Source organism: Microbacterium lacus, from assembly GCF_044794305.1.
GTDB lineage: Bacteria > Actinomycetota > Actinomycetes > Actinomycetales > Microbacteriaceae > Microbacterium > Microbacterium lacus_B.
Window position 1 is genome coordinate 2,085,298 of sequence record NZ_CP084996.1, and the last position, 21,603, is coordinate 2,106,900.

A 21,603-nucleotide genomic window follows, 5' to 3' on the forward strand; every position below is an offset into this window, starting at 1 on the left:
GACTGTGGCATAAAGAACATTGCGAGAGTCGCGACGACCCCAGACACGACCCCTGAAACCACCGCGATCACCGGGAACCCGAAGAAGAAAATCCAGCTGACGAGCAGTCCATTGAGGACGCCAAGAAGAAGCCAGCCTGCGACCGGGCTCACAATGCTGAAGGCTTCAGCGCCGATACGCATCGCGCCGATGGACGATCGAGACGACCTCGATGACGACGCGCTCGTCGACGATTCGATAGATCACGCGGTACTCCCCCCGTCGTGCCGAGTAGAGCGGGGCGAGTGGTTCACGCAGCGGTTGGCCGACACGTCTGGGATTCTCGGCCAGCGGGCCGACGATGAATTCGAACGCGGCGGCGGCGACCTTCTCAGGCAGGTCGACCTCCAGCGCACGTCGCGCGCTGCGAGTGAAGACGACCGCGTAGGCATCCGTCACGCGGTGAGCCGACCGCGGGCGATGAGCGCCGCACGCATCTCGTCGGCGGAAGACAGTGCACCGGCTTCAAGATCGGCGAGTCCGCGCGCCAGGGCCCCGACCTCATCGGGCCGGCTGAGCACATCGACTGTTTCCAGGAGCGAGTCGTAGTCCGCGGCACTCAGAATCACCGCTGCCCGCGCGCCATTGCGCGTGACCTCGAAGCGCTCGTGTGTGGTGACCGCCGACTCGACCAACTTCGAGAGGTTGGCGCGTGCATCGGCGAGAGAAAGGGTCGTCATGTACAGAATTCTAGCGCTCACCGTCAGTCCCGCGCCGAGGTCGAGTGGCCATCTATTGACACTCTGCCAATAGCCGCGGAGACTGAAACGGTGAACGAGTCGATGACGACCCGGCGAGCGCGCGCCGTGAGCGCCCGGCGATGATGCCGCGCATCGGGATCATCGGCTCGGGCTTCGGCGCCATCGCCACTGCCACCGAGTTTTTGCGACACGGCTACCGCGACGTCGTGCTGTGGGAACGCTCGAGCGACCTCGGCGGAGTGTGGCGCGACAACCGCTACCCCGGCGCCGCGTGCGATGTGCCCTCGCCGTTCTACTCGTTCTCGTGGGCGCCGTGGGATCAGTGGCCGAGGCGCTACTCGGGCCAACGCGCGATCCTCGACTACCTCCGCGCGGTGGCCGAGCGCGAAGGCGTGACCGAACGCACGCGATTCGGCGCCGAGGTGGTCGCAGCCGAGTGGTCGGGGATGTGGACCGTCACGTTCGCCGACGGGTCGACCGCCGAGGTCGACATCCTCGTCAGCGCCGTCGGGCAGCTGTCGAACCCGCTCCAGCCCGCGATCCCCGGCGCCGACTCTTTCGCCGGGTCGGTCTTTCACAGCGCGGACTGGCCGGATGATCTCGACGCGCGCGGGCGCCGGGTCGCGGTGATCGGGGCGGCGGCGACCGCCGTGCAGGCGGTGCCGGCGCTGGTGCGCGAAGGAGCGAGCGTGGTGCTGTTCCAGCGCACGCCCAGTCACATCTGGCCGAAACCGGATGCCGCGTACCCCCGGTGGTACCGGGGCCTTGCCACCCGCGTCGAGCGCGGCTTCTTCCACTGGCTCGCCGCGCTGTTCACGAAGCAGCTCGACCCGGGGTCGATTCCGGCGCGCATCGGCTCTGCCGTCACCCGCACGCACCTTCGCCTGCGCGTGAAGGATCCCGCGCTCCGCGCCGCGCTCACTCCGGACTACCCGATCGGATGCCGCCGCATCCTGTTCTCGAACGATTTCTACCCGGCGATCGCCAGCGACGGCGCATCGCTCGTGACCTCGCCGATCACCCGCATCGAACCCGACGCCGTGATCACGGCCGACGGCGAGCGGCACCCCGCCGACGTGCTGGTGTACGCGACCGGGTTCGAGACGCAGGAGTTTCTGCGGGGCATCCGGGTCACCGGCCCGCACGGCGACCTCCACGAACAGTGGACAGGCGGCGCCCGCGCCCACCTCGGCATCTACGTGCCGGGCTTTCCGAACCTGCTCCTCTCGTACGGCCCCAACACGGGGCTCGGCGGCAGCTCGATCATTCCGATGCTCGAAGCCCAGGCCCGCCATATGCGACTCGCCCTCGACCGGATGGTCTCCCTCGGAGCACGCACGGTCGAAGCTTCTCCAGCGGCCGAACAGGCCTGGGACGACGAGATCCAGACCGCCCTGGCGGGAACCGCGTGGGTGAGCTGCGACAGCTGGTACCGGCATCCTGAAAACGGACGCATCACCACGAACTGGCCGAGCGACACCGACGCCTACGGTCGCCGGGTGCGCGACCTCGTCGAGAGCGACTTCGTCTGGGCGTGATCGACCGCCCCGCTCCCTGACCGCGAGAACTCAGTCCCGCGACGAGAACTCGGGCGTGGGCGGGGTTCTCGTCGGCGGACTGGGTTCTGGCGGTCACGTCGGGCGAACGGTCGGGGGCGAGGGGCCGTCAGATCGTCTTGAGCACCGAGAGCACGTTGCCGGCCGGGTCGCGGAACCACGCGATGTCGGGTCCCTGGCCGCGAGAGATGCCCTTCGCATCGGTGCCGAAATCGGGGTCCGCGTAGATCTTGGTCACGACACCGCGGGCGTTGAGCTCGTCGACGGCGGCTTCGACATCGTCGACCGGGAAGTTGAGGATCGTGAAGCCCGCCGGCTCGTGGCCGTCCTTCGGATATGCCAGCACCTCGGCTCCTGAGCCGAGGGTGATGTGCAGAAAGCCCATCTCGTCGTGCGCTACGGCGAGCCCGAGCGTGTCGGCGTAGAACTCGTGTGCGGCGTCGAGATCATCGACGGCGAATCCGCTGAACGCGGGTGAATGGGCGAGCATGGCGAACCTCCTGAGACGCGGTGGATTCCAGCATCCGCCCGATCATTCGCCGTGTCTAGAGAACTTCGTCAGAGCACGCGACGGATCAGCTTGACCTTCTCGGGCGTGTACGGCGGGTAGAGCACGTCGAGGTCGGGCTTCGTGAACGCACGCATGACCGGCTTCATGTGCGAAAACGTGCCGAAGCCGAATCTGCCGTGATAGTTGCCGCTGCCGCTCGCGCCGACACCACCGAACGGCAGTTGCGGAGCGACCGCGTGCAGCATCAGGTGGTTGTGGATGACCGCGCCCGACGACGTACGTCGCACGACCTTGCGCAAGTCTTTCGCGCGCTCTGAGAACAAGTAGAGCGCGAGCGGGCGGGGGCGATCGGCGATGAAGCGGATGGCATCGTCGAGCCCGTCGACGGTGATCACCGGCAGGATCGGACCGAAGATCTCGTCGGTCATGAGCGGCGAGTCAAGGTCCGGGTCGAGCACGACGAGCGGCTCGATCGTGAGGGTGCTCTCGTCGGACGAGCCGCCGTAGACGACTGATCCCCCGTGTCCGGCACCCAGTGCCCGCAGTCGATCGAAGTGACGGCGGTGCACGACCCGCTGCATCCCGTCCGACGTGAACTCAGCGAGGGCTTTGCTCAGCTCTTCGAGAAAACGCGCGCGGACGCGGCGGTCGACCAGCGCGTAGTCGCACGTGATGCACGTCTGCCCGGCGTTGGTCACCTTCGCCCACGCGATGCGGCGCGCGGCGACGGCAACGTCGGCATCGGCGGTGACGATGACCGGCGACTTGCCGCCGAGTTCGAGGGTGACCGGGGTCAGGCTCTCTGCCGCGGCCGCCAGCACTTTGCGCGCGATCGCGCCCGAGCCGGTGAAGAGGCAGTGGTCGAAGCCGATCTTCAGAAGTTCGGAGGTCACCGAGCCGTCCCCCTCGAAGACCGCGATGGCACCGCTGTCGAGGTAGGCGGGTAAGAGGCGCGCCATGAGGGATGCCGAGGCCGGAGCATTCTCGGACGGCTTGACGGCCACGGCATTGCCCGCGGCGAGCGCACTGACCACCGGGCAGAGGGTGAGGTTGAACGGATAGTTCCACGCCCCGATCACGAGCACCGCTCCCAGCGGCTCGGGCACAAGGTAGCCGCGGCTCGGCCAGGTCGTCACGGGCAGCTTTGCCCGCTGAGGTCGAGCCCAGCGCCGGAGGTGCTTGAGGGCGTATTCCACCTCGGCCTGGACCGTCGCGATGTCGGTCATCCAGGCACCGATGGCGTCGCGCCCGAGGTCTTGGCGCAGCGCGTCGAGGATGGCTGCTTCTTCGGTATGCAGCATCCGGAGCAAGCCTCGCAACTGCACTTCTCGCCACCGCAGGTCGCGCGTGCGCCCCGAGGCATATGTCGCCTTCAGCTTCGCCACGGATGCTTCGAGCTCAGTGCGAGTGAGAGTGGGGGACTGCTCTGCGGTGGGCATAGCGCCTATCGTGCCACGGCTGGATAGGCCCGGCCTGGGTCTATCCGACGGCGGGAGGATTAAGATCGGGGTGGAAGGCCGTGAAGACCGAGTAGGGCTCACCGTCGGCATCCGGCCCGCGCTCTTTGAACTCGACCAGCAGCTCATGAAGTCGGCGCTCGAACTCGTTGCGGTGCTCGTCGGTGAGCTTGAGACCGAGCCACGTGGTGCGCAGGTCGTCGGCATCGACGCCTTCGATCTGCTGCAGAAAGACCTCGACCAGCACACGGCTGCGGTCGGGGAGCGGCGAGCGCCACGACGCACCGGTCGCGCGATAGGGCACTTCGCGAGCTCCCTGCGCACCGGGCCGCTCGGGTTCGGCCACGAGGAAGCCGGTCTGCACGAGTGTGCGGACGTGATGGAGCATCGTTCCCGGGTTCAGCTTGAGCAGGTCGGCAAGCTCCTTGTTGGTCCGGGCCTCGAAGGCGCAGAGCCTCAAAACCCGCAGGCGCAGCGGAGAGCTCAGTGCGCGTAGCCGCGCCTCGGCCTCGGCGTCGTCAGGCACCGGGTCTTGAACGCCCTCTTCCTGATCCTTGGCCACGCGTCCAGGTTAGAGCACCGATTGACATTCCCCAATCGGCGCCGCAGACTGATTGACATGTCCCAATCAGTGCCGCCGGAGGAACCCGACGCGCTCACCGACCCGGTCGTGGCCGAAGCGCGGGCTGAGTCGTCGACACCCGCCTCGACCGTGCGGGTCGACGACGCTATAGAAGCGGATCAGGATGCTGCATCCGCCGCCGTCGCATCCCCGAGCACACCCGCGCCGAAGGGTTCGCTCTGGCGCGATCGCAACTTCTTGACGCTCTGGGGAGGGCAGACCTTCGCCCAATTCGGCGCTCAGATCACCGAGCTCGCCCTGCCGGTGCTCGCTGTGCTCGTGCTGAACGCGAACGAGTTCGAGATCGGCGTCATCAACGCAGCGGGATTCGCGGCGTTCCTCGTGATCGGACTGCCGGCGGGCGCGTGGATCGACCGCATGCGCAAGCGGCACGTCATGATCGCGGCCGACCTCGTGCGGGCCCTCGCGCTCGCGACCGTCCCCCTGCTGTGGTGGGCGGGTGTTCTCGACGTGTGGCACCTCGTGGTCATCGCGCTCGTGATGAGCGTCGCGACGGTCTTCTTCGACGTGTCGTACCAGTCCATCGTTCCGTCGCTCGTGCGCCCGACCCAGATCGCCGAGGCGAACGGCAAGCTCGAGTCGACCCACCAACTCGCCAACATCGCCGGCCCCGGGATAGCCGGTTGGCTCGTCGGCATTCTGACTGCGCCGATCGCGGTGCTGGCGACGGTCTTCACCTACCTCGCGTCGTTCGTCGCGCTGGCCTTCACCCGCGACGACGAGATCGTCGCACCGAAGCACGAACACGAACCGCTCCTCCAGTCGATCCGCGAGGGCGTGGGGTGGGTGTTCGGCAACCCCTACCTGCGCCGCATCGTCGGCACGACCGGGGTCTCGAACTTCTTCAGCACGGTCACCTTCACGATGCTGCCGATCTTCCTGCTGCGCGACCTCGGCCTCAGCCCCGCGAGCATGGGCATCATCTTTTCGCTCGGCGCCGTCGGCGGCCTTCTCGGCGCCATGGCCACCCCGCACATCGTGCGCTGGATCGGCGAAGCGCGCAGCATCCCGATCAGCGCCATTGCTTTCTCGGTCGCCGGGCTCTTCCTCCCGGTTGCGGCCCTCGTGCCCGAGTTCGCGTTCGTGCTGCTGGTCGTGCAGTCCGCGGTCAGTATGTTCACCGTGCTGCTGTACAACATCGTGCAAGTCTCGTTCCGTCAGCGCATCACTCCGAAGAGGTTGCTCGGACGCATGAACGCGTCGATCCGCTTCTTCGTGTGGGGTGTCATGCCGATTGCGGCACTTCTCGCCGGAGCGCTCGGCACGTGGCTCGGCGCGGTACCGACGATGTGGATCGGCGCGATCGGTGGGCTCGTCTCGGCCCTCTTCGTGGTGACAGGCCCGTTCTGGGCGATGGGTGAGTTGCCGGATGCTCCCACCGACGCCGAGCCGACTCCCTAGATGCAACGCGCAGATCGGGAGGAGAACGACATCTCCGGAGGATGATCGGCTGCAGGCCGACCTCCCGAACGGCAGTTCTCCGCCCGAACTGCGGGGCGACTCCTAGCCGTGTCGACCTTTCAGCCACCACGGCGTGGTTAGGCTGAATCATGGTCGCGAGAATCCTGGCTCTGGGCACGGCTGTGCCCGGCACGGTGTTGGCACAGCCGCAGATCCGCGACATCTTCGCCCGGCAACCGGGGATTGATCGACTGGCGTCGCGATGGATTCACGCGGCCTTCGATCAGTCGGCCATCGACCGCCGGTACACCGTGATCACCGAGCTCGGCAACGGTAACGAACCGCGCGGAGTCTTCATCGACACCGAGTCCGGCGACCTGCTGACGCCGTCGACGGGCACCCGCAACGAAATCTACAAGCGCGAGGCGCCGGCCCTGTTCGCCGCGGCCGCGACCGATGCCCTGGAACGCGCCGGCGTCGAGCCCCGCGAAGTGACCCACATCGTCACGGCCTCGTGCACCGGCTTCTTCGCACCCGGCCCCGACTTTCGCCTCGTGCGCGATCTCGGCATCCGCCCCGATGCCGAGCGCTATCACCTCGGTTTTCTCGGGTGCGCCGCGGCCTTTCCCGGCCTGCGGGTCGCAACCCGCATCTGCGACGCGCAGCCCGAAGCCGTCGTGCTGGTCGTGTGTGCCGAGCTGTGCACCATCCACAACCGCAGCTCGACCGACCCCGAACAGATCGTCGCCACCGCCGTGTTCGCCGACGGCGCCGCCGCCGCGATCGTCACTGCAACACCCCCGCGCCGCGACCGACCGGTCCTCGAGATCGGTGAGTTCTTCACCGCGATCACCGGCGAGGGCGAGAGCGACATGATGTGGACCATCGGCGACGAAGGGTTCGAGATGACCCTCACCGCCGAGGTTCCACGGATCGTCGGCCGCGAGATCCGCGAGGTCGTGCGTACCGTGCTCGGCTCGGATGAAGAGCCCGCGGATGCCGTCGATGCCTGGGCCGTCCACCCCGGAGGTCGCAGCGTGCTCGACCGCGTGCAGTCGGGACTCGACCTGCCCGACGACGCCATGGCGTACTCCCGCGGAGTGCTCGCAGAGTACGGCAACATGTCGAGCGCGACCGTCATGTTCATCCTGCAGCGCATCCTCGCCGACGACAGCCTCAACGACGGCGCTCGCGTCGGCGGGCTCGCCTTCGGCCCCGGCCTCACAGTCGAGGCGGCGCGCTTCACGCGTCGGGTTCACACGTGAGTTCGCTGGTGGCCACACGGGTCGCGCTTTCGAGCAGGGCCACCCAGCTCACCGAGCTCATGGACGACCCTGACTGCGACCCGGTGCGCCTCGAGCGCACGCTCCGCCGCTTCACGATCATCAACCGGCTCGTCTCGGGGTGGGGCGGGGTGTACGCCGACCAGGTGCGTCCGGCGCTGCTGGCCAGCGGCGGGCGGGGACGGATTCTCGATATCGGATGCGGCGGCGGCGACGTCCTTCGCGCGCTCGTGCGCCGCGCCCGCGCGGACGGATTCGAGGTCGCAGGTCTCGGCATCGACCCCGACGAACGGTCGCTCGCTGTCGCTCGGGCCGCAGCATCTCTCGACGGAATCTCGTACCGCGCCGCCTACAGTGCCGACCTCGCCGCAGAGGGTGACGCATACGACATCGTGGTGTCGAACCACCTGCTGCACCACCTCACCGCGGAGCAGTTGTCCGCCCTGCTCACCGACTCCGAGGTGCTCGCCGGACGCATCGCGCTGCACTCCGACATCAAGCGCAGCCGCACGGCGTATGGCCTCTACGCGATCGGCATCACCCCGTTCGCACCGGGATCTTTGTTGCGCACCGATGGATTGCGGAGCATCCGCCGCAGTTACACCGCGAACGAGCTCGGTGCCGTTGTTCCCGAGGGCTGGGACGTCCGCCAGCCCGGGTGGTTCCGCGTGCTCGCACGGTGGGATGCCTCTCCCGAGATGCTCCAATGACCGACGTTCTGGTAGTCGGCGCCGGGCCGGTCGGTCTCCTCCTGGCCGGTGAATTGGCCCGTCGCGGCGTCGACGTGGGTCTGCTCGAGCAGCGGTCCACACCCAGCGTCGGCACCCGCGCGATCGGAGTGCACGCTCCGGTTCTGGCGGCGCTCGAGGCCTCGGGAGTCACCGAGAGGCTCCTCGACACCGCCGTGAGAGTCGGGCGCGGTGAGGCCCGCGCGGGCGACCGCGTGCTCGGAATCGTGCGGTTCGATGAGCTCTCGACGCGGTTTCCCTTCGTAGCGACCCTGCCGCAGTCCGCGACCGAATCAGCCCTGAGCGCGCGCTCCCCCGCGCCGGATCGCGGCGCGGCAGTGACCGCTGTGCGACCGAGCGAAGAGTCGGTGCGCGTGCGTGTGTCGCGGCGCGGCGGCGCAAACGACGGCGCCACCGAAGAACTCGACGCGCCGATCGTGGTGCTCGCCGGCGGGTGGACGTCCCGAGCTCTCGCTTACTGCGACGGCGCCGTGCCGACGAAGACCTACCCCGACCGCTATCTCATGTCTGACATCGCCGTTCCCGACCGCGCCGATGCCGAGACCGCGATCGTGAACCTCACCCCCGGCGGGGTCCTCGAGTCGTTTCCGCTTCCCGGATCGATACGCCGGATGGTGGCGTGGGATGCCGCGACCGGCACCGCGCCCGACGAACAGGCCGACGCCCCCGATGTTCGCGTCGCCCGGCTGAAGGCCGCCCTACGGGCTCGGGGCGAAGCATCCGCCGCCGACGCGGTCGAAGCCGCCACTGCCTTCGGAATCCGCCGGCTCGTGGCACCGAAGATGCGCCGCGGACGGCTCTTCGTGATCGGCGATGCCGCGCACGAGGTGAGCCCAATCGGCGGGCAGGGCCTGAACCTGGGGTTGCTCGACGCTGTCGGCCTCGCGCCGTTGCTCGCGCGGTGGGTACACACGCGCAGCGCCCCCGAAGCTGATCTTGCCGCATGGGAGCACCGCCGCGTGACCTCAGCCCTGCGCGCGGGGCGCCTCGCCGCGGTCAACACCGTGCTCGGCCGGCCCCGCACGGGCGCGGCCGACTTCGTGCGCCGCAGTCTGGTGCGCGGGATGCTGACACCACCCCTCGGCGCAGGCTTCGCGTGGGCGTACTCGATGGGGCTCGACGCCGGCGCGTGACGCCGGGTCAGCCCGAGAGGCCCCCGACCACGACGAGCTCGACTGCCAGCAGCAGCGCAGCAGTCATGACGAGCCGAAACACCAACCGCCGCGGCTGAGGCGTCACGGCGGCGATGAGCCCGGCGACCGCGACCACCGTGACCCCGCCGAAGAACAGCCACCGCACGACATCGGGTGCGGGCCCCCCGCCCGCCCACTCGCCGACGAACACCGCGAACGCGCCCAGCACGAGCGAGACCGCGGCGACGATCGCCGAACCCCGGCGCCCGATCCGGTGGGGCAAGCCGCGCACTCCGGTGCGGGCATCGTCGTCGAGGTCGGGCAGCACGTTCGAGAAGTGCACGGCGATGCCGAGGACGGCTCCGGCCACCCAGGCCCACCAGACCGCGACCACCGGGACCGGCAACGATAGCGGGGCGAGCGACGGAAAGACTCCGAAACCGAGGGCGAAGCATCCGGCCGAGAACACCGTCGACTTCAGCGCCGCGTTGTAGGCCCAGCCCGACGCCAGAAAGACGGCGTGGGCGAGGGCCATCTGCCAGCTCAGCACGAGCGATAGCGCCAGCGCCACCGCCGCGGTGGCGAACGCGGCGATCCACGCGGCGCGCAGCGGGGCGTCCGCGACGGCGAGCGGCTTGTCGGTGCGCCCGACAACACGGTCCCGGGGGGCGTCGATCGCGTCGTTCGAAATGCCGATCGAAAGTTGCCCGCACAGCACCGAGACGACCAGCAGCACGAGGCGCCAGGCTTCGAGCCCCACCGACACACCCAGCGCGAGCGCCAGCACGGTGACCACGACGGTCGGCCCGGGGTGGGACGAACGCCAGAGCACTGCGGCAGTACGCATACCCGCGATCGTATGCGACTGCGGAGTTGTCGTGGCCCGCGAGCAAGGTCCGGTCCGCGGTGCTTCCGCGCGAAGACGTCGCTCCGCCACCGCGCCCGCGCGCTATGAGGTCAGGGCGAGCCCCGAACCGTCCACCGCGACATCTACGCGCACCGTGTCACCGTCGCGCACGGAGCCCGAGAGGATCGCCGTCGCCAGACGGTTCTGGATCTCGGACTGGATCAGCCGGCGCAGCGGCCGAGCGCCGAAGGCGGGGTCGTACCCGCGCTCGGCGAGCCAGGTGCGGGCATCCGGAGTGACCGCCAGCGTGAGCCGACGTTCCTTCAGTCGGCGCTGCAGCGCGAAAACGGCGAGCTCGACGATCTGAGCGAGGTCGTCTTCGGTCAGCGCCTGGAAGATCACGATGTCGTCGAGCCGGTTGATGAACTCGGGCTTGAACGCCTGGCGCACGAGCGCCTGCACCATCTCGCGCTTCTCATCGAGCGACAGAGTCGGGTCGATGAGGATCGGGGAGCCGAGGTTCGAGGTCAGCACGAGAATCACGTTCGTGAAGTCGACCGTGCGACCCTGGCCATCGGTCAGGCGTCCGTCGTCCATGACCTGCAGCAGCACGTCAAAGACCTCGGGGTGCGCCTTCTCGACCTCGTCGAGCAGCACGACCGAGTACGGGCGCCGCCGCACGGCCTCGGTCAGCTGTCCGCCCTGTTCGTAGCCGATGTAGCCCGGGGGGGCACCGACCAGGCGCGAGACGGAGTGCTTCTCGCCGTACTCCGACATGTCGATGCGCACCATCGCGTGCTCGTCGTCGAAGAGAAACTCGGCGAGCGCCTTGGCGAGCTCGGTCTTGCCGACACCGGTCGGCCCGAGGAACATGAACGATCCAGTCGGGCGTCCGGGGTCACTGATTCCTGCGCGCGAGCGGCGCACGGCGTCGGCGACCGACTTCACCGCATCCTTCTGGCCGATCAGGCGCTTGCCGAGTTCGGCTTCGAGGTGCAGAAGCTTCTCGGTCTCGCCCTGCAGCAGGCGGCCCACCGGAATGCCCGTCCACATCGCGATCACCGAGGCGATGTCTTCGTCGGTGACCTGGTCATTGACCATCCGGTCACCCGAAGGCTCATTGCGCTCAGCATCCACCAACTCACGCTCGAGTCCGGGAATCTCGGCATACAGCAACCGCGATGCCTTCTCGAGGTTGCCCTCGCGCTGCGCGCGCTCTGCCGCCATGCGGGCGGCATCGAGCTTGGTCTTGAGGTCTCCGACGCGGTTCAGCGATGCACGCTCGGCCTCCCACCGCTCTTGCAACGAGCGCAACTGGGTCTCTTCTTTCGCGAGCGTCTCGCGAAGAGTCGCGAGTCGCTCCTTCGAGGCAGCATCCTTCTCGCGCTTGAGAGCGAGTTCTTCGAGCTTGAGTCGGTCGACGTGCCGGCGCAGCTCGTCGATTTCGAGCGGCGCCGAGTCGATTTCCATGCGCAGGCGCGACGCGGCCTCGTCGATGAGGTCGATGGCCTTGTCCGGCAGTTGGCGGCTGGGAATGTAGCGGTGACTGAGGGATGCCGCAGCCACCAGCGCAGCGTCGGCGATCGCGACCTTGTGGTGCGCCTCGTAGCGCTCCTTGAGACCGCGGAGGATCGCCACGGTGTCTTCGACCGAGGGCTCGCCGACGTAGACCTGCTGGAAGCGGCGCTCGAGCGCAGCATCCTTCTCGATGAACTCGCGGTACTCATTGAGCGTGGTTGCGCCGATGAGGCGCAGTTCGCCGCGCGCCAACATGGGCTTGAGCATGTTGGATGCTGCGACCGAGCCTTCGCCGCCGCCCGCGCCCATCAGCACGTGCAGTTCGTCGATGAAGGTGATGACCTTGCCGTCAGACTCGGTGATCTCTTTCAGCACGCTCTTGAGACGTTCTTCGAACTGGCCGCGGTACATCGCTCCGGCGACCAGGGCCGAGATATCGAGGGTGATGAGCTCTTTGTCTTTGAGCGATTCTGCGACGTCGCCCGCGACGATGCGCTGAGCGAGGCCCTCGACGACGGCGGTCTTGCCGACGCCGGGCTCGCCGATCAGCACGGGGTTGTTCTTGGTGCGACGAGTCAGCACCTGGCTGACGCGCCGAATCTCGCTATCGCGGCCGATGACGGGGTCGAGCTTGCCCTGGCGGGCGCGGTCGGTGAGGTTGATCCCGAACTGCTCGAGGGCGCTCTGCGCGTCCTCCTGCCCGGGCTGTTGTGTGGCGTTCATACGTTCTCCTGAAGTCTGCGACCACTCATCCTGAAAGTTGAGCCGTCTTGACTCAAGTTTAGCAGAACGGCGAGAACAGCACCAGGTCAGGCGACAGCTTCCATCGCCTCTTGCGTGCACGCGAAGCGCGCTCGGTACGCGGTCGGCGTTGTGTCGAGCACGCGCGCGAAGTTCTGCCGCAACACGGCGGCCGAGCCGAATCCGGCCTCATACGCGATGCGATCGAGCCCGAGTTCGGTGGTCTCGAGCAGACGCTGCGCGTGGATGATCCGCTGCCGCGCCAACCACGACGCGGGCGTCGCGCCCAGGTCAGCCTTGAACCGTCGCGCGAACGTGCGGGGAGACATGTGCGCCTTCGCCGCGAGCTGGTCTACCGTGAGTTCTTCGCGCAGGTTGTCGAGCATCCAGTCGCTCACCGGCGCGAGCGAAAGCGACGACACCTGCGGCAGCGGCTTCTCGATGAATTGCGCCTGCCCGCCGTCGCGCTGCGGGGGCACGACCATACGCCGCGCGATCCGGTTGGCCATCTCAGCGCCGAGCACCTGGCGCAGCAGGTGCAGGCAGGCATCGATGCCGGCGGCGGTGCCGGCACTCGTGATGATCCGGTCGTCCTGCACGTAGAGCACATCCGGGTCGACGTCGATCTCGGGGTACATCGAGGCCATCGTCTGCGCGTACATCCAGTGGGTGGTCGCGCGGCGACCGTTCAAGACGCCGGATGCTGCGAGCACAAAAGACCCGCTGCACACGCTCAGCAACCACGCTCGACGCTCGGCCGCACGCCGAACGACCTCACTCACGCGGGGGTCGGCCTTGTGCCAGGTGCCCCGCGGGATCGGCGCGACCACGACGAGGTCGGCTTCGTCGGCGAAGGCGAGGTCGTCTTCGACGTTGATCGAGAAGCCCAGATTGCTGCGGATCGCGCCGGGGTCGGGCGTCACAATGCGGAAGTCGAAGTTCGGGATGCCGTCATCCGAGCGGTCCAGACCGAAGGCCTCACAGGCGAGCCCGAACTCGAACGGGGCAAAACCCTGTTGGACGATGAGGGCGACGGTCTTCATGGCGACTCCTGGCAGATTTCATACGATGTGTGTCCATCCTGCCACTCGTGGCGGGATGAGCGCAACCGTAGCGTTACTGCCATGATCCTTCTCATCGCCGTACTGGCTATCGCCGCAGCATCCATCGCCGCCACCTTCACCGTCGCCGCACGCGACGGCTACCGATCGGTGCCCACCCGCACCACCTACCGATTGCCCTGATTCGGCGATGCTTCTTTGCCTTCGTCCGAGCTGCGCTGTCGCACAGCGTTGCCACCCAGCGCGGATCGCGACAGCGGAGCGACGGAGCACCGGACGGATGCCTCGACAGACCCGGTTCAGCGCGCGAGCGCCTCGACCTCATCGAGCAGGATGCGGGCCGACCGCTCCCACGTGAAGCGCGAGATGTGCGCCGTTCCGGCGGCAACAAGCGCCTCGCGGGTCGCGCCATCGTCGAGCGAGCGCACCGCCGAAGCCACCGCCTCGGGGTCGTCAGCCGGAATGTACAGTGCTCCGTCGCCCGCGACCTCGTGGAAGATCTCGAGGTCACTCACCACAGCGGGCACGCCCATTTCGACGGCTTCGGCCAGCGGGAGTCCGTACCCCTCGTCGAGGCTCGTCGTCACCAACACAGCCTGACCTGCGAGCGCGGCCGCATACGCCTCATCGCTCACCCCGTTGTGGAAGACGACCGATGCGCCCGTCGGCACCAGCGCATCGAGCTCGGCTCGACGGTCCGGCGTGATGCGCGAGAGCAGGTGGAGCGTGCGCCCCGGCAACCACTGCATCGCGCGCACGAGCGTCTCGACATTCTTGTACGGCATGAACGAGCCCATGTAGACAAGGTTCTTCGAACCCGAAACCACCGCTGCATCAACCGGCAAGAGGTCGGCCAGTCGCTGAGGCGCATTCGGAACCACGAGCACAGGCCGCTTGGTCAGCCGCACGGCGGCGAACTGGGCCTTGCTCGTTTCGCTCACCGTCGCCACGACATCGGCCGCGTTCAAGGTCACCCGCTGTGGCACATAACTCAGGTGAAACACGCGCCAACCCAGCCGCACGGCAGCGGGCAGATCACGCGGCGGCGTGCGGTGGCGATAGTAAATCGTGTCGTGCAGCGTGAGGATCAGCTTGTATCGGCGGCCCGCCGAGCCGATTGTCTGCATAGGCGAGAACACCACATCGGGCTTCAGCGCGTTCAGCTGAAGGGCCGTGAACGGTTCGCGCCACGACGTCGGCGCGTGGATCACCTTGACGATTGCGCCCTCGGGCAACAGGGCGCGCTGGCGCTCATCGTAGATCAGGAATGCAACCTGGATGCCGCGAGCCGGGGCGGCGGCGAAAACCGCCGCCGCGAGCTCTGCCGAGTACCGACTGATGCCGTCGTGAAACTCCCAGCGGATGTACCGGGCGTCGAAGAGCAGACGCATGTCAGAGCGGTTCGCCGCGGTACAGCTTCTCGAAGGTGTCAAGCGTGCGTTTGATGTCATGGATCGCGACGCCGTCGAGCGATGCCTGTTGCATGCGCAGATACTCTTCGGGCGATGCCGTCAACACGCGACGAAGCTTCTCAACCAGATCATCGACGTTGCCCGGTTCGAAGAGGTAGCCGTTCTCGCCGTCATGCACGAGGTGCGGAAGAGCAACGGCATCCGCGGCGACCACCGGCAGACCCGAAGCCATCGCTTCCATCGTCGCGATCGACTGCAATTCGGCGATCGAGGCGATCACGAAGACGTCGGCTTTGGTGTACTCGGCACGCAGTTCTTCTTCAGAGACTCGCCCGTGGAAGGTCACTCGCTCGTCGAGTCCGAGCTTGTGCGCGGCCTGCTCGAGGTTTCTGCGCTGGTCTCCGCCGCCGACGACCTCGAAGGTGAGGTCGAACTCCGGAACAAGCTTGGCCATCGCCTCGAATGTGACCTCGACGTGCTTCTCGTTCGTGAGCCGACCGACGAAAAGCAATCGGCGCGGCTCGCGCGGCTCGAGGTTGGGCGTGTAGTTGCTCTTGTCGATGCCGCAACTGATCGGAATGACGCCCTCGATATGGATCGTCTTCTCGAGAAACTCCGCCGCCTTACGCGTGGGGGTGGTGACAGCTCGTGACATGCCGAACGTGCGGGCAGCGTCATCCCAGGCGAGCTTGACGAGCACCTTGTCGAGCACCGGCGGGAGCGTGCTGTGGTCGATGATGTTTTCGGCCATGACGTGGTTGGTCGCGACGACTGGAACCCCACGTTGAGTGGCGATTCTGGTGAGGCCGCGGCCGATCACGATGTGCGACTGACTGTGCACGACGTCAGGTTGCACTCGGGTGATGACGCGGCGGGCGTGATGCTTCGACATCCACGGAAAGACGAACCGCACCCAGTCGTGCGGCCACCAGCGCCAACTGGGCAGGCGATGCACGGTGAGCTCTTCGCCCTCGACGACCTCGGTGAAGGTGCCACGCTGAAAGTGGTGCGCGCTGGGAGCTACGACGTGCACGTCATGGCCGCGCGCGGCAAGGCCCGCAGAAAGGCGCTCGGTGAAACGAGCGGCGCCATTGACGTCGGGAGCAAAAGTGTCGGCCGCCATCAAAATCGTCAACGGACGTCGCTCATCTGCGGATGCTTCGGCGGGCGTCGCGGATTCGGTCACGGGGGTGCGGGGCCAATCTGTGCGGCGGCGGCGTTGCGGGAGCAGGCGCGCCGCACACAGTCTAACCGAGGGGCTTGCGCGCACCGGGATCTTGGCCGCGTAGCCTGGTGGCATGCCGCGCCTGCACGCTGACGCTGACCGCTCCCGCTGGGTTCCCGTGACCGATTCGTTCGGGTTCGGTGGGCGGCGCGCACGCAAGAAGGCGATCGGGATGCTGCTGTCCCAGGCAACCGGCGCCACCGGGGAGACCCCGCGTCCGGGGAGCGGCTTCGCCGCGTGGGCGATGAGCCAGGCCGCGCCGCTTCTCATGCGCCGGGCCGCCGGCCGTGTGCTCGTGTGGGTGTGGAAGACCGAACCCGAGCTCTTGGTGGTGATGGCCCAGGTGCAGGAAGCCACATCGCAGCTTCGAACCGCCCGGGCGATGATGCCGATGGAGTACGACGACACCGAGTCGTTTCGTGGCACCTACCTTGGTGTCGGTGAGAAGCTCGTGATGGATCTGCCGGTTGACCCGCGCACTCCGCCCTTCGCGACCTACACGTGGGACACCGGCACGCACTTCGTCACCGTCACGGCTGTGTGTGCCGACCGCGAGCGCTTCGGCACCGTCATCAGCGCCGTCGATGACCTCGCACGGACGTTGCGGATCGTTGACGATCTCGAGGTCGGCGAATCCCCGACCGTGTTACGGATCGACCCCATCTGACGACGTGCGATGCGCGGTTGCCCGCGTCAGACCTTGAGATCCTGCTTCGGAACGACGACTTCCTTCAGGACCAACAGCAGGGATGCCATCACCGGCAGCGCCACCAGCACGCCGATGACGCCGCCGATCGCACCGCCGACCATGGCGCCAATCAGCACAAGAGCAGCGGGAATGGAGATCGCCCGGTTCATCACCCGCGGCGTGACGACGTACGCCTCGAGCTGGATGTAGATGAGGTAGCAGACCGCGAAGATCAGCGCCTGCTCCGGGCTGGCGAACAGGGCGACCAACGACGCCACGACCAGCATGATGACCGATCCGAAGAGCGGAACGAGCGTGATGACGAACGTGATCGCGGCTATCAGCGCGGCGAACGGGAGGCCGATGAGCACGTAGAGCACGAACACGACACCGGCATTGATCGATGACAGGGTGACGCAGCCGAGCAACGAGCTGCCGACCGACTCCGTCACCCGCTCCGTGAGGTCGCGAAGCTTCGGACGGCTATGGGCTGCGGCGAGCGAGTAGAGGGCTTCTTTCATCGCGCTGAGCGAAGAAAGAAAATAGAGGGTCAGCGCCACGACGACCAGACCGGCCGACACTGCGCTGATGAAACCCACACCCACCCGGAGCACGCCGCCGCTGAGCATTGCGATCGTCTCGGGCTTACCCAGCGCCTCAGCGACCTGCGCGAGGAACTGCGAGACGGCAACCTGGAAGTCCGCAGGCAACCCCAGGAACCAGTCCGACGTCACGATATCTTCCACCGCCTCTGGAATCGACCGCACCAGCTCGCCTACCTGGGCGATGACAGCGGGGATCACGAAGACCACGATTCCGATCACGAGGAGCGCGAAGATCACGAAGACGATCGCGATCGCCGCACCTCGCCGAAGACCACGTCTCTCGAGCGCGCGGACGATGGGATCAAGCCCCAGCGCAACGAACATCGCCAGCACAATGTAGAGGAGAATCGCCGTGATCGACCCCAGAGCCGACCCGAGAATGAGGCCACCGAGCACACCAAGAGTGGCGATGAAGGCGAGCGCCAGTGGGCTCTGAATCGAGGCCAGTATCCTGGGTCGCGGTGGGTCGGGCGGGGAAGGCTCGACGATCGATGAGGCAGGCTCGTCGACGACCGGTTCGCGCGCATCTGTCGCGTCCGGGTCTCGCTTTTCTGCCGCGTCGCGTCTGAGGGTCATGGCCGAACTGTAGAGCACAGGCTGCCCTCAGCGACTCACCCGATCCGGGCGATCTCCGCAGCGTCGAGAAGTCCGAGTTCTCTCGCACGAATGATCGCAGCATCCCGTCCCGGCGTGCCGAGCTTGCGATAGATGTGCGCCATGTGGGTCTTGACGGTGTTGAGAGAGACGAAGCACCGAGCAGCGAGTTCAGCATTCGTCAGGCGACTGGGCAGGTATGCCAGCAGTTCGAGCTCCCGCGCTGTGAGTGGCTCGGCGAGGCCGTCCATGGAAGGACTCGGGGCCGACATGCCGCCTCGCTCGAGGACGAGGCGGCGAAACCCAGCAAAGCCTTCCGGCAACTCACGGACGAGGCCCATGACGTGATTTCCCGCTCGACGGAACGGCTGGACGAGTTGCTCCCTCTCGGCGACGAGGAGCGCCGAGCGCAAGAAATCTCGCGACTCGGGAACGCGTCGTTGGAGCGAAGCCTGCCAGGCGCTCAGAAGCTTCACATCGATGAACACCGACGGTGGCAACGGATCGGGCAGCGTGAGTCGTTCCATCCGGGCGCGCGCCGAGGCGGTGTCGCCCACGGCGAGAAGACCGGCGATGTCCTCGTACGCGACGCGCGACCACGTCGCCGCGTTCGACGGTGGCGCGGGGTGACCGGCCTCGCGCTGCTGCCGTCGTGAGATCGCCTCCAGCGCGTCGCGCACGAGGGGCGGCGGGGGCGTAGATGGTGCGGCGGTCATCGACTCGGCACTGTCTGGATCGACCAGGCGCGCCTCCGCGTGCGCGATCCACATCAGTTGAGTGCGCCCGTTTGATGCGGCGCGCTGGTACCCCTCGTGCAGGGCAAACGCCCCGGACTCGGGTTCTCCGCGTTTGATGGCGATGAGCGATCTGGCCAGATACGCGTCAGCGGGGGCCGGGTGGCTCAGCAGCTCCAACTGCCGCGCCATCTCGAGTGCCTCGTCTGCCAGCGCGGCGGCGCGGCGCAGGTGGCCATCCCATGCCTCGGCAAGCGCGAGAGTGCCGAGCACATGCACTTTGTACGGTGCATAAACCGGGCCAGGCGAAGCGAGCAGCTCACCCAAGTACCGTCGCGCATTGCGGGTGTCGCCGAGGAGAAAGTACGCCCTCCCGACGGATGCGCGGGCGAAGACATCGAGCTTCACACGATCAGTGAGATTCAGCAGGTCGGGGATGTCTTCATCACCGAAGTCAGCGAGCATCTCGAGTGCCTTCCGCCCAGCGGCGAGATAGACATCGGGGTGCGGAAGGAATTGCACCAGTCCCGCGAAGTAGGACTGGGCGATAACCCTGATACCCGCATCGAGATCTGGCTCTGCGAGCAATTCGCGAACGATCGCCTCGGCGACAAGGGCGTCGCCCGACATCGCCCGCAAGATCGCATAGATCACTTGAGCATCCGGCCGCGCAAGGCGATGATGCTCCGGAATGGCGCCGAGCCACCGTGCGACGGTGGCCGTCTGTCCCCTCTCGTACACTTCGCGACCCCGAGAAAGGATGAGATCGATCGCGTCGTCCCAGTGCCTTGCCGCCAGCAGCGCCCCGACCGCAGGTTCGATTTCGCCGTGCGCCAGATACCAACGCGATGCGATGAGGAGAAGGGATCCCTCGGCATCAGCATCCATCGCCCGCAATCGATAGCGCAGCAGATCACGGAAAAGCTGATGAAACCGATAGCTGCCCGGTTTGCCCGCTACTGCGGTGACGAACATCGACTCCTTCTCGAGGTCGGCGAGGAACGCCGCGCCATCATCGACGCCCGCGACGGCCTCGATGAGACTCGGAGTGAACTCGTCCAGCACCGACAAAGCGAGGAGCGCGTCGCGTCGCGATCCGCATTGCGCGTCGAGCACCTCTTCGCTGAGGTAGTCGATGACGAGCCGCTCGCTGTCGGCGAGCGCATCGAGAAACTGCGCCGGGTCGGAGCGAAAGCGCAGCCCTAGGCCGTACAACTGAACCCCTGCCGCCCATCCTTCCGTGTGCTCGACGACCGACTCGGCGGTGTTCGCATCGATGGGGCGACGAGTGATCCGCGTGAGCACCTCGCTCGCTGCACAGGCGTCGAAGGCGAGATCGGCCTGCCGAAGCTCGACGAGCCCGTGCTGCAGGCGATGTCTGCTCCACCCCAGACCGAGGTCGACTCTCGACGAGAAGATGAAATGAGCATTCGACGGAAGGAGGTCGACGAGGCGCCACAGGTCGGTGACCACCGCACCGTTCGTGACCCTGTGCAGGTCGTCGAAGATGACGACGACCTTCTCTGCGAACTGCGCGAACGAAGCTGCGAGAGCCTCCAGTAGCGGCTCGCCCAGTCCCACCGACGATGCCGCGGGAGCCAGCGCGAGGTCAGCGAATCCAGGGCCGAGGGGAACAAGTTCGCCCACAAGACGTCGAGACAGGCTCACGGGATCGTCGTCAGCGCGCGTCATCTCGAGCCACACGACGGGGACGGTATCCAGCGTCGACGCCCATTGTGTGAGCAGGACACTCTTGCCCGATCCCGCGGGAGCGACGACAAGGGTCAGCGGGGCATCCATCCCCACATCGAGACGATTCCGGAGTGTTGGCCTGTCGACGGCGTGGGGTGGTGCGATGCGCAGAACTGACATGAGCATGACCGCCTTACAAACGCGGGGGCGTTTGGGGCAAATCATTCCATAGGGATGATGTTCGGCGCGAGACAGCATTGCATTGTGTCTTCAAGGCGTGGGGTCATCCCCGGTGGCAGAGGAGGTCTTGAATGGCCGCTCAGACGGTCTCGATCGTCGTGCGGGGGCGAATCGGACCCGACCTCGTTGCCGCGCTCGATGGTTTCGCGGTCGACGCGGATGGGCCGGGAATGACCCGGATCGTCGGACCTGTGCCCGATCAGGCGAAGCTCTTCGGTCTTCTCTCGATGTTCGAATCGCTTCACATCGAGGTCGTTTCAGTCAACCCTGTCGTACAAAGCTGACCCGGAGTTCTCACCCGATCGGGGTGACGCTGCCCCGCGCCGGTCGTCTGTATCTTCAGAGCCACACGGGCGTCTCGGCCCGCTTCTGAAAGATTGGATTGCCATGGACCTCTGGTCTTGGATCGCCTGGTTCTTCTGGGCTTTCGTCTTCTTCGCCTACTTGATGGTGCTTTTCTCGATCCTCGGCGATATCTTCCGTGACTCCTCGATGAACGGGTGGCTCAAGGCGGTGTGGATCCTCTTCCTCGTGTTCGTCCCGTTCCTCACGGCGCTCATCTATCTGATCGCGCGCGGAAACAGCATGACCCAGCGCTCGATGGCGCAAGCAGCCGAGATGCGCGCCGCGCAAGACAGCTACATCCGCCAGACAGCCGGCAGCGGTGGCTCGACCGTTGACGACATCAGCAAGGCGAAGGCCCTGCTGGACTCGGGTGCGATCAGCCAGGCGGAGTTCGACACGCTGAAGGCGAAGGCACTCGCGGGCTGAAC

20 protein-coding genes are annotated in these 21,603 nt (G+C 66.8%); 8 read left to right on the plus strand and 12 right to left on the minus strand.

Annotated elements, in window-relative coordinates; genetic code table 11:
- Positions 1 to 165: 165 nt before the first annotated feature.
- On the minus strand, positions 166 to 438 hold the full coding sequence (locus tag LG299_RS09950) for a type II toxin-antitoxin system RelE/ParE family toxin (RefSeq protein ID WP_404429748.1): 273 nt from the start codon (positions 436 to 438) through the stop codon (positions 166 to 168).
- Positions 435 to 719, minus strand: coding sequence for a type II toxin-antitoxin system Phd/YefM family antitoxin (locus LG299_RS09955; protein ID WP_404429750.1), 285 nt, complete (start codon positions 717 to 719; stop codon positions 435 to 437). The genes LG299_RS09950 and LG299_RS09955 overlap by 4 nt, the downstream gene beginning before the upstream one ends.
- A 140-nt stretch (positions 720 to 859) precedes the next feature.
- Between LG299_RS09955 and LG299_RS09960 the strand changes: the two genes are divergently transcribed.
- On the plus strand, positions 860 to 2,278 hold the full coding sequence (locus LG299_RS09960; protein ID WP_404429752.1) for a flavin-containing monooxygenase: 1,419 nt from the start codon (positions 860 to 862) through the stop codon (positions 2,276 to 2,278).
- 127 nt (positions 2,279 to 2,405) lie between these two features.
- Here LG299_RS09960 and LG299_RS09965 read toward each other — a convergent pair whose 3' ends face one another.
- The 3 genes from LG299_RS09965 to LG299_RS09975 all read right to left on the minus strand — a co-directional run bounded on the left by LG299_RS09965 (position 2,406) and on the right by LG299_RS09975 (position 4,826).
- Positions 2,406 to 2,786, minus strand: a complete 381-nt coding sequence (locus LG299_RS09965) for a VOC family protein (protein WP_404429754.1) — start codon at positions 2,784 to 2,786, stop codon at positions 2,406 to 2,408.
- A gap of 68 nt (positions 2,787 to 2,854) precedes the next feature.
- Positions 2,855 to 4,246 (minus strand): aldehyde dehydrogenase family protein, encoded by a 1,392-nt coding sequence (locus LG299_RS09970; protein ID WP_404429756.1) that lies wholly within the window; start codon positions 4,244 to 4,246, stop codon positions 2,855 to 2,857.
- 40 nt (positions 4,247 to 4,286) lie between these two features.
- Positions 4,287 to 4,826 carry an ArsR/SmtB family transcription factor gene (locus LG299_RS09975; protein ID WP_404429758.1) on the minus strand — a complete coding sequence of 180 codons (540 nt, stop codon included), beginning with the start codon at positions 4,824 to 4,826 and terminating at the stop codon, positions 4,287 to 4,289.
- A gap of 57 nt (positions 4,827 to 4,883) precedes the next feature.
- On the opposite strand from LG299_RS09975, the gene LG299_RS09980 reads away from it, so the two are divergent.
- The 4 genes from LG299_RS09980 (at position 4,884) to LG299_RS09995 (ending at position 9,473) form a co-directional block, all read left to right on the plus strand.
- Complete coding sequence (locus LG299_RS09980; RefSeq protein WP_404429760.1) at positions 4,884 to 6,308, plus strand: MFS transporter; 1,425 nt, start codon at positions 4,884 to 4,886, stop codon at positions 6,306 to 6,308.
- Positions 6,309 to 6,457: 149 nt separating this feature from the next.
- Positions 6,458 to 7,573: a type III polyketide synthase gene (locus LG299_RS09985; RefSeq protein ID WP_404429762.1), complete on the plus strand. Its 1,116-nt coding sequence runs from the start codon at positions 6,458 to 6,460 to the stop codon at positions 7,571 to 7,573.
- A complete protein-coding gene (locus LG299_RS09990; RefSeq protein ID WP_404429764.1) occupies positions 7,570 to 8,301 on the plus strand; it encodes a methyltransferase domain-containing protein in 732 nt (243 codons plus the stop codon). Before LG299_RS09985 ends, LG299_RS09990 begins: the two co-directional genes overlap by 4 nt.
- On the plus strand, positions 8,298 to 9,473 hold the full coding sequence (locus tag LG299_RS09995) for an FAD-dependent oxidoreductase (protein ID WP_404429766.1): 1,176 nt from the start codon (positions 8,298 to 8,300) through the stop codon (positions 9,471 to 9,473). Before LG299_RS09990 ends, LG299_RS09995 begins: the two co-directional genes overlap by 4 nt.
- Positions 9,474 to 9,480: 7 nt before the next feature.
- On the opposite strand, the gene LG299_RS10000 is transcribed toward LG299_RS09995, so the two are convergent.
- The 5 genes from LG299_RS10000 to LG299_RS10020 all read right to left on the minus strand — a co-directional run bounded on the left by LG299_RS10000 (position 9,481) and on the right by LG299_RS10020 (position 16,238).
- Entirely contained in the window at positions 9,481 to 10,320 is an 840-nt protein-coding gene (locus LG299_RS10000; RefSeq protein ID WP_404429768.1) for a UbiA family prenyltransferase, read from the minus strand.
- Between the two features lie 102 nt (positions 10,321 to 10,422).
- The gene (locus tag LG299_RS10005; protein WP_404429770.1) at positions 10,423 to 12,561 is read right to left on the minus strand and encodes an ATP-dependent Clp protease ATP-binding subunit; all 2,139 of its coding nucleotides are present in this window, start codon (positions 12,559 to 12,561) and stop codon (positions 10,423 to 10,425) included.
- A gap of 86 nt (positions 12,562 to 12,647) precedes the next feature.
- The gene (locus tag LG299_RS10010; RefSeq protein WP_404429772.1) at positions 12,648 to 13,622 is read right to left on the minus strand and encodes a GlxA family transcriptional regulator; all 975 of its coding nucleotides are present in this window, start codon (positions 13,620 to 13,622) and stop codon (positions 12,648 to 12,650) included.
- Between the two features lie 317 nt (positions 13,623 to 13,939).
- Positions 13,940 to 15,031: a glycosyltransferase gene (locus tag LG299_RS10015; protein WP_404429774.1), complete on the minus strand. Its 1,092-nt coding sequence runs from the start codon at positions 15,029 to 15,031 to the stop codon at positions 13,940 to 13,942.
- 1 nt (position 15,032) lies between these two features.
- The gene (locus LG299_RS10020) at positions 15,033 to 16,238 is read right to left on the minus strand and encodes a glycosyltransferase (RefSeq protein WP_404429776.1); all 1,206 of its coding nucleotides are present in this window, start codon (positions 16,236 to 16,238) and stop codon (positions 15,033 to 15,035) included.
- Positions 16,239 to 16,350: 112 nt separating this feature from the next.
- On the opposite strand from LG299_RS10020, the gene LG299_RS10025 reads away from it, so the two are divergent.
- Positions 16,351 to 16,944 (plus strand): hypothetical protein, encoded by a 594-nt coding sequence (locus LG299_RS10025; RefSeq protein ID WP_404429778.1) that lies wholly within the window; start codon positions 16,351 to 16,353, stop codon positions 16,942 to 16,944.
- Positions 16,945 to 16,970: 26 nt separating this feature from the next.
- Here the strand turns inward: LG299_RS10025 and LG299_RS10030 are convergent, their stop codons facing one another.
- Positions 16,971 to 18,146, minus strand: coding sequence for an AI-2E family transporter (locus tag LG299_RS10030; protein WP_404429780.1), 1,176 nt, complete (start codon positions 18,144 to 18,146; stop codon positions 16,971 to 16,973).
- A 35-nt stretch (positions 18,147 to 18,181) separates the two neighbouring features.
- A complete protein-coding gene (locus LG299_RS10035; protein WP_404429782.1) occupies positions 18,182 to 20,770 on the minus strand; it encodes a LuxR C-terminal-related transcriptional regulator in 2,589 nt (862 codons plus the stop codon).
- Between the two features lie 131 nt (positions 20,771 to 20,901).
- Between LG299_RS10035 and LG299_RS10040 the strand changes: the two genes are divergently transcribed.
- Both LG299_RS10040 and LG299_RS10045 read left to right on the plus strand, forming a co-directional pair.
- A complete protein-coding gene (locus LG299_RS10040) occupies positions 20,902 to 21,114 on the plus strand; it encodes a hypothetical protein (protein WP_404429784.1) in 213 nt (70 codons plus the stop codon).
- Between the two features lie 103 nt (positions 21,115 to 21,217).
- Positions 21,218 to 21,601, plus strand: coding sequence for an SHOCT domain-containing protein (locus tag LG299_RS10045; RefSeq protein WP_404429786.1), 384 nt, complete (start codon positions 21,218 to 21,220; stop codon positions 21,599 to 21,601).
- The last annotated feature ends 2 nt before the right edge of the window (positions 21,602 to 21,603 follow it).